At 73.4% G+C, this 16307-nt stretch carries 15 protein-coding genes; 3 read left to right on the forward strand and 12 right to left on the reverse strand.

Features of this window, described 5'->3' with window-relative positions; all coding sequences use genetic code 11:
• Positions 1 to 24: 24 nt before the first annotated feature.
• From NQZ70_RS34465 to NQZ70_RS34495, 7 genes are all read right to left on the reverse strand, one after another.
• Positions 25 to 1593: a hypothetical protein gene (locus tag NQZ70_RS34465; RefSeq protein ID WP_237244299.1), complete on the reverse strand. Its 1569-nt coding sequence runs from the start codon at positions 1591 to 1593 to the stop codon at positions 25 to 27.
• A gap of 75 nt (positions 1594 to 1668) precedes the next feature.
• Positions 1669 to 2706, reverse strand: coding sequence for a hypothetical protein (locus tag NQZ70_RS34470; protein WP_129578028.1), 1038 nt, complete (start codon positions 2704 to 2706; stop codon positions 1669 to 1671).
• Positions 2707 to 2777: 71 nt separating this feature from the next.
• A complete protein-coding gene (locus tag NQZ70_RS34475) occupies positions 2778 to 4055 on the reverse strand; it encodes a FecR domain-containing protein (RefSeq protein WP_272826271.1) in 1278 nt (425 codons plus the stop codon).
• Positions 4046 to 4678, reverse strand: a complete 633-nt coding sequence (locus tag NQZ70_RS34480; protein ID WP_129578030.1) for an RNA polymerase sigma factor — start codon at positions 4676 to 4678, stop codon at positions 4046 to 4048. The genes NQZ70_RS34475 and NQZ70_RS34480 overlap by 10 nt, the downstream gene beginning before the upstream one ends.
• Positions 4679 to 4779: 101 nt before the next feature.
• Positions 4780 to 5466, reverse strand: a complete 687-nt coding sequence (locus tag NQZ70_RS34485; protein WP_237244301.1) for an STAS domain-containing protein — start codon at positions 5464 to 5466, stop codon at positions 4780 to 4782.
• A 294-nt stretch (positions 5467 to 5760) separates the two neighbouring features.
• On the reverse strand, positions 5761 to 7794 hold the full coding sequence (locus NQZ70_RS34490) for a bifunctional serine/threonine-protein kinase/formylglycine-generating enzyme family protein (protein WP_129578032.1): 2034 nt from the start codon (positions 7792 to 7794) through the stop codon (positions 5761 to 5763).
• A 158-nt stretch (positions 7795 to 7952) separates the two neighbouring features.
• Positions 7953 to 9239 (reverse strand): patatin-like phospholipase family protein, encoded by a 1287-nt coding sequence (locus tag NQZ70_RS34495; protein ID WP_129578033.1) that lies wholly within the window; start codon positions 9237 to 9239, stop codon positions 7953 to 7955.
• A 181-nt stretch (positions 9240 to 9420) separates the two neighbouring features.
• On the opposite strand from NQZ70_RS34495, the gene NQZ70_RS34500 reads away from it, so the two are divergent.
• Positions 9421 to 9768, forward strand: a complete 348-nt coding sequence (locus NQZ70_RS34500; RefSeq protein ID WP_237244302.1) for a glycerol-3-phosphate acyltransferase — start codon at positions 9421 to 9423, stop codon at positions 9766 to 9768.
• Between the two features lie 36 nt (positions 9769 to 9804).
• Here the strand turns inward: NQZ70_RS34500 and NQZ70_RS34505 are convergent, their stop codons facing one another.
• On the reverse strand, positions 9805 to 10806 hold the full coding sequence (locus NQZ70_RS34505; RefSeq protein ID WP_129578034.1) for a metallophosphoesterase: 1002 nt from the start codon (positions 10804 to 10806) through the stop codon (positions 9805 to 9807).
• 298 nt (positions 10807 to 11104) lie between these two features.
• Here NQZ70_RS34505 and NQZ70_RS34510 point away from each other — a divergent pair, with 298 nt between their 5' ends.
• On the forward strand, positions 11105 to 11548 hold the full coding sequence (locus NQZ70_RS34510; protein WP_129578035.1) for a hypothetical protein: 444 nt from the start codon (positions 11105 to 11107) through the stop codon (positions 11546 to 11548).
• Positions 11549 to 11606: 58 nt separating this feature from the next.
• On the forward strand, positions 11607 to 12377 hold the full coding sequence (locus tag NQZ70_RS34515) for a class I SAM-dependent methyltransferase (protein ID WP_129578036.1): 771 nt from the start codon (positions 11607 to 11609) through the stop codon (positions 12375 to 12377).
• A 101-nt stretch (positions 12378 to 12478) separates the two neighbouring features.
• Here the strand turns inward: NQZ70_RS34515 and NQZ70_RS34520 are convergent, their stop codons facing one another.
• The 4 genes from NQZ70_RS34520 to NQZ70_RS34535 all read right to left on the reverse strand — a co-directional run bounded on the left by NQZ70_RS34520 (position 12479) and on the right by NQZ70_RS34535 (position 16307).
• On the reverse strand, positions 12479 to 13693 hold the full coding sequence (locus NQZ70_RS34520; RefSeq protein WP_237244303.1) for a glycosyl hydrolase family 8: 1215 nt from the start codon (positions 13691 to 13693) through the stop codon (positions 12479 to 12481).
• Between the two features lie 70 nt (positions 13694 to 13763).
• Entirely contained in the window at positions 13764 to 14543 is a 780-nt protein-coding gene (locus NQZ70_RS34525) for a hypothetical protein (RefSeq protein WP_237244304.1), read from the reverse strand.
• Entirely contained in the window at positions 14540 to 15142 is a 603-nt protein-coding gene (locus NQZ70_RS34530; RefSeq protein WP_129578038.1) for an RNA polymerase sigma factor, read from the reverse strand. Before NQZ70_RS34530 ends, NQZ70_RS34525 begins: the two co-directional genes overlap by 4 nt.
• Before the next feature lie 190 nt (positions 15143 to 15332).
• Positions 15333 to 16307 (reverse strand): hypothetical protein, encoded by a 975-nt coding sequence (locus NQZ70_RS34535; protein WP_165374320.1) that lies wholly within the window; start codon positions 16305 to 16307, stop codon positions 15333 to 15335.

Consider the following 16307-nt stretch of genomic DNA (forward strand, 5'->3'; position numbering starts at 1 on the left):
TCTCGCGGATCGCCGCCCGCGACCTCAGGGCCCGAACTTCACGAGGAACGAATCGAAGGCCCGCTCCGACGGCGGGTTCACGAGCGGCCCCGTGCCAAAGTCGATCGTGCCCAGGAACGGCCCGGCGGCGAACACGCTGCCGGTCGCGTCGATGGCCGTGGATTGGCCGTACTGGCGCCCCCTGTCGCCGCTGTGCTTGGCCCAGCGCACCGCGCCCATCGCGTCGAGCTTCGCGGCGAAGGCATCGCCGTAGGTGCAGTCCATGAGGCCCGTGCCCAGATCGACATCGCCGTACAGCAAGCCCGTGATGGCGATGTCGCCTTCCACGTTCGCCGCGACGTCCAGCGCCGTCTGGGGCCCGTACTCCCCGAAGCGCTTGGCCCACAGGAGCTCGCCCGCGGGGCCGAATTTGGTCACGAACATGTTGCCGCCCCACGTGACCGAGCCGGGCTCGAGAAAATCGAACCCGCCCGCGCTCACCAGAGGGCCTCCGCCGAAATCCACGCTCCCGAGGAACGTCCCGCCGATCACCACGGCTCCGGAGCCGTCGATCGCGACGCCGTACGCCCTCTGGAGCGCGTCGTCGCCGAACCGCTTGCTCCAGAGGTGCGCCCCGGCGGCGTCGAGCTTCGCCACGAAGACGTCCTCGCCGCCGGCCGAGGTCAGCGGCCCGCCGCCGAGGTCGATCGTCTTGATGTCACCGTAGCCGAAGCTCCCGGCGAGGACGACGTTGCCCGTCGCATCGAGCGCGACGTCGTGCGTCTCCGTGGCGCCGAGCTGCTTGACCCAGAGGCAATGCCCCGCAGGGTCGAATTTCGCGAGGTACGAGTCGTCCACCCCGGCGCTGGTCAGCGAGCGCCCGCAGAGGCTGATCTGGCCCGTGAAGCTCACGGCCACGACCACGTTTCCGGTCGCGTCCACGGCGATGCGGTCCCATAATACATAGGATCCTGCGCCGCTTCGAGCCGACCAGACGTGTTCTCCTTCTGCCGTGAAGACGGCCACGAAGGCGTCGAGCGCTCCCCCCTGCCCCACGAGCGGACCGCCCCCGAGATCGATGCTGCTTTGGCGAGCGCGTCCCGTCATGGCGATGAGCCCCGCTGGATTGACGGCGACATCCTGCACGTAGCCCGCGTCGAAGAGCCTCTTGTGCCAGATGAGCTGTCCTTCCCCGTCGAATTTCGCGAGGCTGACGTCCGAGCGGCCCTCTGTCGAGAGCGGGCCGTCGCCGAGGTCGACGCCATCGGCGACCTCGGTCGCGAGGATGACGTGGCCCGCCCCGTCCACGGCGATGCGGCCCCCGGAGACGCTGGCCTGGCGTACCGTCGAGCCGAAGTGCAGGCTCCAGAGGGAATCGCCGGCGCCGGGCGCGTCGCCGCTGCCGCCGCTGCTGCCGCTGCTGCCGCTGCCGCTGCCGGCGCTGCCGGCGCTGCCGGCGCTGCCGGCGCTGCCGGCGCTGCCGCTGCCGGCTCCGCCTTCTCCCGCCGCATCGCCGCCGGCGTTATCGCCACGAATGGGATCGAGCGGAATCCTGTCGCACGCCGCCGTGAGCACGCTGAGCGCGAGGTATCCAGGTACGATGAGCTGTTTCAAGGAGCACTCTCCGATCTCGGTTGAGGAAGCGCGCGTGTCCTGCTCCTAGAAATGGCCGCCTGCCGCGCCGGCGGCTCACCGCTCGACGACGACGCCGAGCGAGAACGACGCGAGCGGGCAGAAGGTCGATGTCACCCGTCCCACGAACCGGAGATCGACAGGGGGGATCGCCGCGCCGCCGAGCGCGCCCGCCGTGAGAGCCAGGGAGTCGATGAGCCGGAGGCGCGCCTCGCCTCGCCCGTAGACGAGGGCGGTGAACGTGGATTCGTCGCTGTCGAGGTAGGGCGGCCTCGCCTCGCCAGACGCGCTCACGTGGGCGAGGCCCACGCCAGGGGACAGGACGAGCCCGAAACGGCCCGTCCTCGCGACGGGCGCGAGGACGAGCTCGGCGCCGAGGAGCGTGGCGCGAAAGCCGACCTCGCCTTCCGGCGCGTCGATCGTCGGGCCGACGAGCGGCAGGTCTGCGAGGAGCCCGACGCCGACCCGGGCCGAAGGCCAGAGCCGGAGCGAGGCATCGAGCGCCAGCGACACACCCGGCGTCTGCCACCCCACGGCCACCGCGACGCCCACATCGACGAGCGCGGCCCTCGGCGCCGCGGACACCGGGAACGCGGGCGGCGGCGGCGCCCACGCGCGGAGCGGCCGACCCCACCACGCCTGCCCCGACCCCGCGGCCGGAGGCGCGACGGGCGCGGGCGGGAGCGGCGCCGGCGCGACGGGCGCAGGCGGGAGCGGCGCCGGCGTCGCGCCGGCGGGGGCGTCGGCTGCCGACCGGAGCGCCCGCACCAGCTCCGCCGCGCGGAGCACCCGGGTGTCGAGCGGGCCGTCCGGCGCGACGCTCGCGACGAGGTCCGCCCGCCCGCCCGACGCCGACCAGATCTCGATGGCCCCCTCATCCCCCTCGGGGACGACGATGAGCAGCCCGCCGGGCGCGGCCGCCGCCGGGCTCGCCTCGACCTGCACCGGCAAGCCTGCCGCTTCGAGCTCCTGCGAGAGCCGGTGCGCCAGCGCGCCGCGCGCACCGGCGACGACGGTGATCGGCGAGCGCTCGTCGGCGAAACACGGCGCCGCGAGCGCCAGGGACGCCAGGAGCGCGACGAGCGCGCCGCCCATCGAGCGCGCCGCGGCGCGCGCTCCGGACCGCCGGCGCCGGCCCGACCCCCGCGACGTGCGCGGGCGCAGCGTCAATCGGCCCCACCAGCGAGCGTCGCCGCGAGCCCGGCGTGGGCGCCGTTCGGATAGGCCGCGAGGTAGCGCGCGGCGAGCTCGCGGGCGCGCGCGTGGAGCTTCAGGTTCCTCGCGCACTCCAGGGAGCGGCCGAGCGCCTCCGGCGCGAGCGCGCCGCGCGGCCGCTCCGCGAGGTACACCGCGAACCAGCGCTCGGCCTCCGCCCAGGCGCCGCGCCCGTCGAACGCCATGCGGCCGAGGTGGTACGCCGCCACGGCGGCGGCGTCGCTCCCGGCGAACCGCGCTCGCGCCGTCTGGTAGAACCGGGCCGCGACGTCCGGCTTGCGCGCGAGCCGCGCCGCGGACCCGAGCTCGACCAGCTCCGCGCCGGCGGCGCGCTCCAGCACCACGTCGATGCCGAGGAGCTCCACGTCCGCGAGCGCCTCGGCGAGCTTGCCCGCGGCGAGGTGCGCGCGCCAGCCCCCGGCGGGGGCCGCGGACGAGGGCGCCTCCGCGCGGGCCGGCGGCGAAGGAGGCGCGGCCGGCGCGAGCGCGGCGGCGCTCGCGCTCGCGAGGAGGGCCGGCGGATCGGCGGGTGGGCTCGACTCCGGATCGGGCGCCGGAGGCGGCGCGGCGGCGCGGGGGGCCGCGCACGTCAGCCGGATCGACTCGGGCGCGGCGACGGCGCGCCCGGGCGGCTCGACGCAGGAGCCCAGGACGCGCACGCGGCCGGCGCTCATCGAGACCGCGAGCTCCTCGGCCTCCGTGTCCCACGTGACGTCGAACTCGGTGCCGATCACGTGCACCTCGAACGGCCCTCCCGCCACCACCCACCGGGTGTCGTCGCGATGCACGACGCGCACGTGCAGCGATCCGCGCTCCAGGAGGACCGCCGCGCCGAGCGGGCCGACCTCGGTCACACGGGCGCGCGTCCCCGGCGCGAGGTCCACGCGCGACCCGTCCGAGAAGTCGAGCCCGACGTGCGACGCATCCGCGGCCACCCACCGACCCACGGCGCCGGGCGACCCGTCGACCCGGTACGTCAACGGGTCGCGCGGCCGGGAGAGCGCGAAGAAGACGAGCGCGGAAGCGGCGACGCACGCCGCCGCGAGCGCGAAGCCGAGCCGACGCGGTGAGGGAGCCGCCCTTTCGCGCAGCGAGAGCGCGGCCTCTTTGCGGTAGATCGCCTGGAGCCGATCCGCCGCACGGGGCCGCGCCAGCCGCTCGAGCGCGGCGTCCTGGTGCGCGGCGACCCGGCGCCCCAGGGCCGCGATGTCCTTGGTCCTCACGTCCATCGGTCGCCCTCCGCGAGCCAGGAGGCAAGCACTTCATCCTTCTTGCAGCGCTCGACGAACGCGACCTCCGCGCGCTGGAGCCGGCGCTTGACGGTCGCCACCGACACGTTGCACGCGGCGGCCACGTCGGCGAGCTCCTGGCCCTCGACGATCCGCAGCGTGAAGGCCAGCCGCTCGTCGGGATCGAGCGTCTCCAGGGCCCGGTAGAAGGCGCGCACGCCCTGCCGGGCCTCAGGATCGACGCTGGCCGCGATCTCCGGCAGCTCGTCGCTCGCGAAGAACGCGAGCCATCGGTGCCGCCGCTTCTTGCGGATCGCCTCGCGCGCGACGAACACGGTGACGCTGGTGATGAACGGCTTCAGCGCCGCGGGCTCGCGCACGTCGTCGATGCGGGAGAACACCCGGGCGAACACGTCCTGCACGAGATCCTCCAGGGTCCGAACGTCGCCCAGGATGCGAAACAGCATCCGCTCGACGAGGCCCGCGTACGCGTCGAGCAGGCGGCGCTCCGCCGCGGGGTTCCGGGCGTGCAGGCCGCGCAGGACCTCGGACGAGGTGGGCTGCCCGTCGACGGGGGGATCCGGCGAGCGAGGCTTTCGGACGACGCGGAGGTGCGCGGACATCGCGGTAGCCTCTAAATGGCCGGTCCCCGTCGCGACGGCTCAGCGATCGTCGCCATGGGCAGCCCGCGCGCGCCCGCTGGCGAGGTGACCGCGCGCCGACGCTAGGTCTGCGTGCGGGGTGCCGCGCGCTCCCCGTGCGCTGCGAGGGCGGCGCTGCCCGCCCTGCGCTGCGCCAGGCAGAACCTGAGGCCCTCCCGCAGGCTGCGCATCGGGTTCAGCTCGTCGAACGAGACGCCGAGCGCCACGAGCGTCTCGGCGACGTGGCCGCCCAGCCCGGTGAGGACGCAGCGAGCGCCGAGGAGCTGCACCGCCTGGGCGAGCTTGACGAGGTGCTGGGCGGTCATCGAGTCGATGACCGTGACGCCGGTGAGGTCGAGGATCACCCACTCGACGTCGCTGTCGTCCGCCACGCGGGCGAGCAGCCGCTCGGTCACCTCGACGGCCCGCACCGAGTCGAAGAGCCCGACGAGCGGGAGCGTGAGGATGCCATGCCAGATATCGATGATCGGCACCGAGAGCTCCCGGATGGCGCACTCCTGGCGCTGGATGGTGTCCAGCTGGCTCTCGAGCTCGCGCTTGGAGGCCGCGAGCGCGGCGAGCGCCTGCGCGTTCTGCTCCGCGGTCGCGGAGAGCTCGAAGAGAAAGACCCGCAGCGCCTCCTCGACCACCCCGAAGGCATCCTGTTCGACCGCCTCGAGCTGCTTCAAGGCGAGCTCGATCTCTCCCGTCGACGCGAGCGCGACCGCATCGATGACGCGTTGCATCCGGCGCTCCTCGAAAGAGATCATGTTCTCGGATTCTTGCATGGGCTCCTGTGCGCTCGGCAGAGGTTGACCGGGGGGCCGCGGTGCGATGTCGCTGCGTCGAGGCGCGGCGCCGACCTCACCGGCGGCCTGCGCGCGAACGCGCTCGTAGCGACCTCACCGCGCGCCGGACCACACGACCACACCTGTCCAGGTATCCTATTTCGCCGTCCGACGAGTGAATCTACCTTCGACCAAGGTCCAACAGATAGCCCATCTTCATCGCGGCTGGAAGGAACCTGCTCGCCCGGCCGGCAGCGTCGAGGCTGCTCGCGATCATCAGTCGACCGTGCGGGCGCAGCGGAACCCGGTCGAGACGTCGCCCGCCTCACGATCGAACGCCAGGCGGAAGGTCGACTTCGCCGTGCTGGCCGAGAAATCCCACGATCCGCCGCGGAGCACGCCCTTGCTGCCCGTCGCCGGCACCTGGGGATCCGTCTGGGCGCCCTTCGCGTAGGCGCCTGGGTCCCAGCCGTCGGCCACCCATTCCCAGACGTTGCCCGCCATGTCGAGCGCGCCCGACGGGCTCGCCCCGGCCGTGGCCGAGCCGACCTCCTGGGTGCCTTTGCCGATCGCGCCGCAGCCCTGCCCGGCAGGCCGCGACACGACCGCGTGCGCGCACCCCGGCGGCTCGTTGCCCCACGGGTACTCGCGGCCGTCGACGCCGCGCGCGGCGTATTCCCACTCGGCCTCGGTCGGGAGCCGCTTGCCGACGAAGGCGCAGTACGCGGCCGCCTGCCCCTGATCGACGCAGGAGATTGGGTGCTGCGCCTTCGCGGGATCCGCCGCGGTGCAGAGCGCGCCGCGCTGCTCCACGTCCGCGTCGCTGGCGCGGGGGCCGTGCAGGCCGCTCGGCGTGCACCGGCCCGCGTCGACGCAGCGCTGGTAGGCGGCGACCGTGACCTCGGTTCGATCGAGATCGAACGCGCGGGTCAGCGTGACCTCGTGGGGCGGCCGCTCGGATTTGCCGCCCTTGGCGCTGCCCATCGAGAACCGGCCCGCGGGCACCCGGACCATCTCCGGCGGGGGCGGCGCCTTGGCCGGCGGCGCGGTCAGGCCGCCGCCCGCGCGCGCCGGCAGCGCGTCGTCGGGGGCGCGGTGCTGGAAGAACGCGACGGCGCCCGCGCCGAGGGCGGCGGCCAGCGCGACCGCCGAGACGACCGCGAGCAGCAGACCACGCCGCCGAGCGGCCCCGGCGGCCGCGGCCGCGGGCGCGGCCGGGAGCGAGCCCGGAGGAGGCGCTCCCGGCGGCGGCGCGCTCGCGGTGATGCCGCCCATCGTCGTGAGGGGCGCGACCGGTGGTGCGGGTTCGGGCGGAGGCAGCGCTGCGTGCGTGGGCGGCGCGCTTACGGTCGCGTCCGCCGCGAGCGCGACGGACGCGACCGCCGCGGCCATCGCGGCCTCGAGCGCTCCCCAGAGCTCGCCCGCCGTCCGGTAGCGCTCGCGCGGCTCGACCGCGAGCGCGCGGCGCAGCACCGCCTCGACGGCCTCCGGCGCGCTCACGCCCGCGCCGCGCAGGCTCGGGCGGAACGCCGGATCTGTCGCGGCGATGTAGAGCTGCGTGACGTCGCTCCCGAGGAGGGCGCGGCTGCCCGACGCCACCTCGATGAGCACCAGGGCGAGCGCGAAGACGTCGGTCCACGGCCCGGTCGCGCCGAAGCGCTGGTGGAACTGCTCCGGCGCGCCGTAGTGGACGGTGAAGGCCCGGAGGGCGCTGCCCGTCTCGGCCATCGCCTGCGTCATGCTCGAGAGCTCGCCGAGCACCTTGGCGATGCCGAAGTCGAGGACCTTCAGCGTGCGCCGGCCGCCGATGTCCGTCAGGAACAGGTTCGCGGGCTTGATGTCGCGGTGGGCGACGCCCTGCGCGTGGGCGACCTCGAGCGCGTGCGCAGCGGGCGCGAGCAGGGCGATCGCCTCGGCGAGGGGGCGCGCCGCCCCGCCGCGGGCGCGCCGCGCGGCGATGTCGTGGTCGAGCGGGGCGCCGTCGAGCCACTCGAGCACGAGGTAGGGCGTCCACTCGCCCGAGGGCGAGACCGCGGCGCCCGTGTCGAGGGCCTGCACGATGCCGGCGCTCGCGCGGGAGAGGCGGTGGAGGAGCCGGCCCTCGTTGAGGAGCATCCGCTGGAACGCCTCGCGCTCGGCCGGCGCCAGCGATCCGAGCAGCTTCAGGCACTTGACCGCGACCGGCTCGTCGAACCCGAGGTGATGGCCGCGGTAGACGACCCCGAACCCGCCCTCGCCGACCACGGCGTCGAGCCGGTACTTGCCGCCGATCGTCGCGCCCACCCAGCCGAAGGGATCCGAAGGTGCCATCTCGCGGCGCGAGTCTACACCGGGCGCTGCGGCCGCGCGGAGATCATGCCGTCATCGTGTGGTGATCGCGCGGTGATCGCGCGTGGAGACCTCGGCCGCCCTCATCGCGTTTCAGCGCCCGAGAGGCGCCGAGCGCTCCGGAGGAGCGCCTGTGTCCCTCAGCCCTCGTCGCGCGCCCGCGCCTCGACCCCGCCAGAGCTCAGCGCCCGCTCGAAGAACGCGCACAGCTCCTCGTGCCGCGCCCGCGCGTCCGCGCGGCCTATCTCGATGAGCCGCCCCGCGAACTCACCGTCGAACAGCAGATACGACAGAAAGTCGGCCTCGCGCTGCTCGTCCCCCTCGGCGAGGCGCCGCATCACGCGGCCGAGCACGCTCGTGGCCCGCGCGCGGAACGCCGGCGAGCGCACGAACTCCGCCGCCAGGCTGCCGATGTCCTTGGAGGCGCGGATGAGCAGCGACCGCAGCGGCCGGAGCGCGCGCCCCGGCGGGAGCCCGAGCCCCTCGTTCAGCGCGTCGACGAAGCCTTCCCCGTAGCGGCGCCGCCCCGCCTCCAGGATGCCGTTGATGCTCTCCAGGCGCGCCAGGTCGTTGTCGATCCGGTCGAGCATCAGCGCGTTCAGCGTCTTCCCGAGCAGGAAGAGCGGCCCGGGGAAGCCCGGCGCGTCGCGCTCGGGCGCGGCCGAGGCGGGCTCGATGTACCGCGGATTGACGACGATCACGCCGTCGGCCCCGAGGCGCCGCGCCGGCGAGAGCGGGACGTTCTGGCGCAGCCCGCCGTCGCAGTAGAGCTCGCCGTCGATGTTCACCGGGCGGAACAGGATGGGCAGCGCCGACGAGGCGAGCGCGTGCTCGGCGCGGATCGCGGTGGCGCGCGGGGAGATCGTCGGGTCGTGGCTCCAGGGCGGCAGGCCGGGCTCCCCGCGGTGGACGAAGACGACGGTGCGGCCGCTCTTGACGAGCGTCGTCGACACGGTGACGGCCGACAGGAGCCCTCGCTCGAGGTGGCCGTCGATCCGCTCGAAGGGGACGGCCTCCGCGATCTGCCGCTCGAGGCCCGACGTGTCGAGGAGCGCGGCGTGGCCGCCGCTCGAGGGCGCGCCCGCGGCGCCGCCGCGGAGCAGGTCGTGCCCGACGGCGAGCACGCCGCGCACGTCGAGGCGCACGAGGTCGTCGATGCGCAGGCGTGTCCACACCGCGGCGAGCCGCCGCGCTCGGCTCCGCGCCTCGTCCGCGAACGCGGCGAGCCCGCACACGTTGATGGCGCCCACCGAGGTGCCGCACAGGATGTCGAGCGGCGCCTCGCGGCCGAGGTCGCGCGAGACCTCCTCGAGGATGTGCTGCACGACGCCGACCTCGTACGCGCCGCGGGCAGCGCCGCCGGCCAGGACGAGCGCGATCTTGGGGGCGCGGCCATGCCGGGTCGAAGCGGGCGAGGCGTTGGCCATGGTCGCAGAGTACCACGATCGCCAGCGCGACACCGACCCTGAAAAGCGCGCCTCGCGCGGCGCCATGCTACACACCCGTGGCCAAGGCGCGCGCGCGGACACCGAGGCGCCCGATGACGGCAATCTACCTCGTCCTTGCCTACCTCCTCGGAGCGATCCCGACAGGCTACCTCTTTGCGCGGTGCGAGGCGGCAAAGGCGTCGCGACGTCCTGCGGTGTGCTGCTCGTGCTGGCGCCGCGGGCCACGCTCGCCACGCTCGCCGTCTTCGCGATCGTCGTGCGGGCGACCCGCATGGTCTCGGCCGGCTCCCTGGCCGGCGCGCTCGCCTTGCCGGCGCTCCTCTGGCTCCTCGGCGAGCGGGGCGCCCCGGTGCTGTGCCTCTCGCTCCTCCTCGGCGCCTTCATCTGGCTGAAGCACACCCCGAACCTGCGGCGGATCCTCGCGGGCACCGAGAGCACCCTCTCCTTCGGGAAGCGGCCCCAGGACAGCGCGAGCGCCGGGGCGCCGCGCGAGGGCGAGCGGCGCTGACGCCGCAGGCCGGCCGGGGCCGCGCGCCTCGCCAGCTCACTTGGTGATCGTCTTCGCGTAGATCACCGCGCCTTGCTTGTCGATGAACTCGAAGCGCAGCGCGCTCTCCTCGAACTCCAGGTAAGCGAAGGCCTCGGTCTCGTCGTTATAGAAGAGCTGCCCGGGCTCGTTCGGGGCCGAGGCGAGCCTCGGGCGGGTCTTCGAGCCGGCGCCGCTGACGGCGAAATAGGTATCCGGGCAGAGCTCGTCGCGCCCCTTGTCGATGAGCTCGAGATTGTGGTCGTGGCCGCACATGTACATGTCGGCCCCGCAGTAGATCGCGCGCTGCATGGCGAACATCCCGTCCAGCCCGAGCTGCTGATTGTCGGCGGCGTGAGCGCCCGACGTGTAGCGGGGGTGATGGCCGAAGACGATCTTCCACCGGGCGTCCGAGGCGGCGACCCGCGCGCTCATGTCGACCGCTTGCTCATCGGAGGTGAAGTCGACGGTATCGATCCCGAAGAGATGTACGTGCCCGACGCGGACATCGTAATACGCAGCGGGCATGCGCCATTTGTCGGTCGTCCGCGTTCCCGGCCCGTTGCCCACGGGCAGCAGCGAGTAATCGATCTGCGCCTGCCGCACGCCGCTGCTGCTGGGGCCGTGATCGTGGTTGCCGATGACCGCGTAGAACGGGAGGCCGTTCAGCCCCGGTCGATCGTAGGGCTGCTCGAACTTCGGCCCCCATTGCGCGTCGCCGGTATCGAGCACGCCGTGATCGTAGAAGTTGTCGCCGTTCATCATCACGGCGTGACAGCCCCCCACCGCGAGGCACTTCTCGCTCATGCGATCGGCGACCTGGTGCTGCGCGAGGTTGCCCTCGCCGGTGTCGCCGATCGCGATGATCCTCACGACCCTGGGCGGCTCGCCGACGGCGCCGTCGACCTCGGCGCCCCCGTCGTTCGCGGCGCCGCTCGCCGCGCCACCGCTGCCTTCGCCGCTCGAGCCGCTCGAGCCGCCGCCCGCTCCGGCCGGCGCGACGCCGAAGGGGGGCGTCACGCTGTCCGCTACACCGCAGCCTGCGCCCGAGGCGACGGCCGGCAACGCGGAGAGGGCGAGGACCGCAAAGGACCGCAACGCGCCGGACAAACGACAGGAATGTGCCATCGGCGCGCATTCTAGCCGGCACCGTTTTCGCTTGACACCATCAAGGTCTCCGTTTAACGAAGTTGAACATCACTTTCAATATCAACAACGGAGCCCACGTGAGCCGAGAGATGCCCCCTGCCCCGAGCCCGCCCCCATGCGCAGCGCTCGCCGCTTTCCCCGGGTCCGACGCGCCCCAGGCGGAGCTCTCGTGAGCTCGCGCACGCCGCTCGCCGTGGCTCCCCCGCTCCGGCTCGATCCCGCGCGCCCCGCAGAGCCCGCGCAAGACGAGGGCTGGCCGCCGCCGCCGCACGATCCGCGCGAGCGCGAGCTCGCCCTGGTCGTCGCCGGCTGGGAGGTGCGCCTCTTCGTCGGGCGGAAGTTCGAGTACTTCGTCGCGCGCGGCTTCTGGCACCTCCAGCTCTGGCACCCGGAGGCGCGCGTCTCGGTGCTGACGCCCTCGCGGCTCACGTGCGGGCTCTACGAGGCGTACCCGATCGCGAACTGGAAGGCGCAGGCGCCCGACTACGACAAGCTCGTGACGCTCCTCGGCGGGCTGTTCCCGGCGAAGCTCCCGGAGAGGTCCGCGGTGCTGCGCCTCGAGCGCGCGCTCGTCGCCGAGGTCGTCCGAGGCAGCGGCGGGGTGCCGTCGTGACGCGCCGGCCCCCGGGGGTGATCGCGCGACCTCGCGCCCCGCGCCGCGAGGAGGGCGCATGATCTCCACGGCGGTCTCCAGGGACGCGGTGCTCTCGCTGGTCGGGCGCGCCGAGGCGCGGGTGCGCTTTCCGGACCTCGGCTTCGCCGACCCGTGGGCCGAGGCGATGCTGGCCTCGCTCGACGTGGACCCGGCGGGCTTCGACGCCCGCGCGCTCCGCACCTCGACCGTGCGCACCATGGCCATCGATCGGCTCGTCCTCGACTACGTCGCGCGGAGCCCGTACGGCCTCGTCATCGCGCTCGACGCCGGGCTCTGCACGCGGTTCTCGCGCGTCGACAACGGGACGCTCCGCTGGGTGGAGCTCGACCCGCCCCACCTGGCCGAGTTCAAGTGCGCGCATCGCCTCGGCCACGCGTCGGACCGCCACGCCGTCGCGCGGAGCTGCTCGATCGCGTGCACGGGCTGGATGGACTGCCTCCGCGGCGCGGGCGACGTGCCGACGCTCCTCATCGCCGAGGGCGCCCTGGCCCGCCAGGCGCCCGAGGTCGTCGACGCCTTCCTCACGCGGGCCTCCCGGCGCCTCGCGCCGGGGACGGAGCTCATCCTCGATCACGAGGCGTCGCCGCTCCTGGTCCCGCCGCGGGCGCGCGCCTGCTTGGAGCTCCCCTCGCTGGACGGATCCGTGGCGCGCTACCCGCGGCTGCGCCCGTTCAGCGAGGGCGACGCCTCGACCGCGCTCGGGCGCGCGCTGCGCGACGCGAGCCGGGTGCCTCGCCTGCACCAGGACGGAGGCGCCCCGCCCGTCCTCCATCTCCGCTTCGCATGAGCCGGCCGAGCGCGACGGCGCTGCGCCCGAGCCGCGATGTGCCCGCCGAGGCCGGGATCACGAGCGAGCCCGCGCGCTCGCGGGGCAGGGCGCGCCCTCGATCAGTACACGCGGAACTGCCCGCTCAGCGTCAGCAGCGAGAGCAGGTGGAGCAGCCCCGGGTAGTAGCGCGACAATCCGGTCGTCGGCTGGGCTGCCCACGCCGCCTGGATGTACGCGGCGCGATCCTTGGCCGTCGCCACCAGGCCGACGACGCCGTTCACGACGACGAGCGCCGGGTCCCTGCCCTCGATCAGCACGCCGTCGAGCGTGTAGGCCCCGCCGTACCAGTCGATGCCCTGCCTCGAGAAGAACGCCAGCAGCCGGTTGGCCTCCTCCACCTGCCACGGGTCGACCCCGAACCAGATGTGGTCGAGCGCGAGGTTCAGCAGCGTGCGGTAGGACTCCGAATCGAAGTTCGCCGAGCCGGTCACCGGCGTGCCGTCGAAGTGGGCGCGCACCGGGATGAGCCCGGTGCTCGGGTGCGCGGCCCGCCTCCAGTGCTCGCGCGCGCTCTCCGCGGCCTCGGACCAGAACGGGTCGCCCGTGGCCTGCGCCCAGAGCTCGTAGTACGCCGGCATCTCGGCGGAGGGGCGGGTCGTGTCGGCCGCGTCGACGTGCGGGACGTCGAAGACGAGCTTCGTCTCCGGGTCGAAGGTGTTCGTCACACCGTCGTCGACGCCCCCGTTCAGCGTCTCCTTGAACTGCATCACCTCGAGCAGGGCGATCGCCTCCGCTCCGTAATCGATGGTCCCGGTGTCGCTCCCCCAGCGGCCGTGGGCGAACATCAGCGCCATCGCGAGCTGCTGGAGACCGAAGGGATCGGAGCAGAGCACCGGTTTCTCGCTCGACGGCACGTCGCACCAAGAGACGAAGTAGCCCTGCTTGGGGCCGGACGTGTGCTCGTGCCATTCCTTGGCGTACCTCCAGAGCTGATCGAACTCGTCCCGCTTGTCGAGCTGGACGGTGATCATCATCCCGAGGCCCATGCCTTCGGTGCGCACCTGCCAGTGCAGGGTGTCCCAGATGTAAGCCCGATTGGCGTCGTAGGCGTCGTGGTAGAAGATGGCTTCGTTGTATTTATCGCCGTAGAAGAGCTGCTGGAACGTAGCGTCGATCTTCGACGCGATCTCTTCGTCCGTCTTGCCCAGCACGTCGCGGAGCGCGTTGGGGTACTCCTGTGGGCCGGTCAGCGGGCGGAGCTCGTCGCTGGTCATCCGGTCGTGGCCGAGCCAGTCCACCGTGTTCCCGCACGCGGGCAGCGCGCAGAGCGCCAACGAGCCACAGGCAATGCCCGATGCTGCGCGGAACAAGCGGAGGGGGACGGGACAGCGCATGACCCGGAGTTTAATCGTTTACATAGCGTCGTACCCTGGAGGCGAGCACGCTGTTCGGATGTCGTTGTAGAAACGCCTTCGCGCGCTGCGACGCGGCGTCGAGCCGGCCGCTCTTCGCGAGCGCGTCGATCCGCAGGACCTCGGCCTCGAGCCCGAGCCGGCCGCGCGGATGCTCCTTGGAGTAGGCGTCCAGGAGCGCGAGCGCGCCCTGCGCGTTCCCGCTCGCCAGCGTCGAGCGCGCCGCGTCCAGCGCGCTGAGCTCCGCCTTGAGGGCCGCGCTCGTGGAGGCGGGCTTCGGGTCGACCCTGGAGGCCGCGCCGCCGCTGCTGACAGCGCGCGCCGGGGCGGGGATCTCCTCCGGCTGAGCCTCCACCGGCGGCACCGGCGCCGGCACCGCCGCGGGCGCCGGGCGCGCCGCGGCGCGCTCGACCGGACCCGCGAGCGCGCCGCCGAAGCGGTGGACCGCGACGAGCTCCGGCGCCTCAACCCCGCGCCAGGCGAGATAGCCGGCAGGGATGCCGGCCAGCACGCCCACCGTCGAGAGCGCGACGAGGATCTTGGTCCAGCCGAGCTTCACGGCGACCGACGAGGACGCGACGGCCGTCCCTGCCGCGGAGACCGCGGCGGGCGCTGCGACGCTGGCCGACAGCGCGGCGGCGCCGGCGAGCCCCAGCGCGGCCAGCGTCTTCGCGCGCGTCTCCGGTGAAGTCTGGTACGACGCGCCGGCGTTCAGCAGCGCGCGCTCGAGCGGGCTGTCGCTCTCTTCCAGCATGCGGCGTGGTTCGCTCATCGTCTCACCTCGCTCGTCGAAACGAGCTCGAGCGCTCGGACGCGCTCTCGAAAATCGGCCCTGGCCCTTCGTAGCCGAGAGGCCACGGTACCCTGCGGGATCCCCAGCACGCCGGCGATCTCCACCATGCTCATCTCCTCGAATTCGTACAGCACGAACACGGTCCGCAGGTCCGACTCCATCTGGTCGAGTACCTGGTCTAGCATCTGCCGCGCGTGCTTCTGGCTGGTAAGCTGCTCCGGTGTCGCAGCGTCCACGACCTCCGGCGGCTCGGCCGCCGGAAACTCCCGCCGACGCGCAGCGCTGCGTCGCGCGTGGGCGGCCACATGAAGCGCGGTCTGGAGAAGAAAGCTCTTCTCCGCCCCCGGCCGGACGTCGTCCAGCCGCTGGGCTGCGGCGATGAAGGTGCGTTGCACCGCATCGTCGATCTCGGCGGCAGGGGTCCCCGCATTGCGGAGCACCCGCCCGATGAAGTCGAGATGGGCGTCCACCATCCGGCGCAGTCGCGCATCCCGCTGTCTCACGCTCTCTGCCGAAGGCTTCACGTTCGCCGGCTCCAGGTCAGATAAAGCAGGCGATGTCATGACCTCGACGACCATGTTTCCGCTCAGCGCGAGGCGGGGCCTGAGACCCGTGGACGAGGGCTCCGAAGGAACGGCGCCCGGCAGCAGCGAGCGCGGACCAGGTGCCCCGGGTTGCGAGGGGCAGCCTCCGCGACGCGCTGCTTCCAGATGACGTCCATGTCCCATAATTCCCAGGCTGCATCGAAGTGATCACGGAAGTCCAGGCTCAGAAGCTGTGCACGATCCCGACGCCCGCCAGCGGCGAAATCACAGGAGTTTCGCCGACGGCTTCCGCCGGCAGGGAAATGGTGAAGCTCCGACGAACGAGCGGCACACTGGCCCCCGCCTCGATCTCGATGGCGGTGCCCCCGCCGAGCGGCACGGCGGCGCGCGCGAGGGCCCCGGCGCTCCACCACGATCGCACGGCGGAGCGCGGGTGCGACAGGTCTTCCCCCGACGCCGTGAGCCAGCCGCCGGTGACCACGACACACGGCTCTGCGCTGAGGAAATCGGCGATCTGCCAGCGCAGGGGGCAGGCGGTGAGGGCAGCGGCCGCCCAGTGTATCAAGGCGTTGTCGGTGCCCTGCAGGATGTCGTTTCGGGCGTAGTTCAGCGAGAGCCCGAGCGAAGGGCTCAGCGCGCCGTCCGTGTGCGCGGTCGCGCGGGCGAAGAGCGCGCCGCCCAAGCTCGCGTAGGGCGAGACGACCTGCGTCACCAGGATCTGCGCGCCGACCCCGAACGTGATCGGCGGCCGCGGGCGCGGGGCCGCGGGCGGCGGTCGGACGGGTCGCGGCGGGGGCGCGGGCGGCGGGGGCGGCGGCAGGGGCGCGGTCTCCTCGGCCGCCTCGTCGAGCGCGAGCGCCGCGGTGAGCGAGAGCGCCTGGACCACGACCTCGCACGAGGTCGCATCGACGGTGCGCGTGTCCGTCGCGCCGCGCTCGTGGATCACACGGAGCTCGCCGTGGACCCCGGACCCGACGCGCGTCAGCCGGACGCGGAGGCCCCAGGCGCCCTCCCCGTCCTCCGCCTTCCGCACGCGATCCGAGCGGGCGCGGATGGCTTCGTAGAGATCGTCGACCGCCGCGCAATCGGCCGGCGCGTCGAAGTCGACGCGGATGGGAATCGGCGTCGGCGCCGCGGTGGCCGAGGACCAGCCGAGGACGACGAGCTCGATGAACGAGATGCCGTCACCGGAAGCCAC

This window comes from Sorangium sp. So ce836, from assembly GCF_028553905.1.
Classification (GTDB): domain Bacteria; phylum Myxococcota_A; class Polyangia; order Polyangiales; family Polyangiaceae; genus Sorangium; species Sorangium cellulosum_D.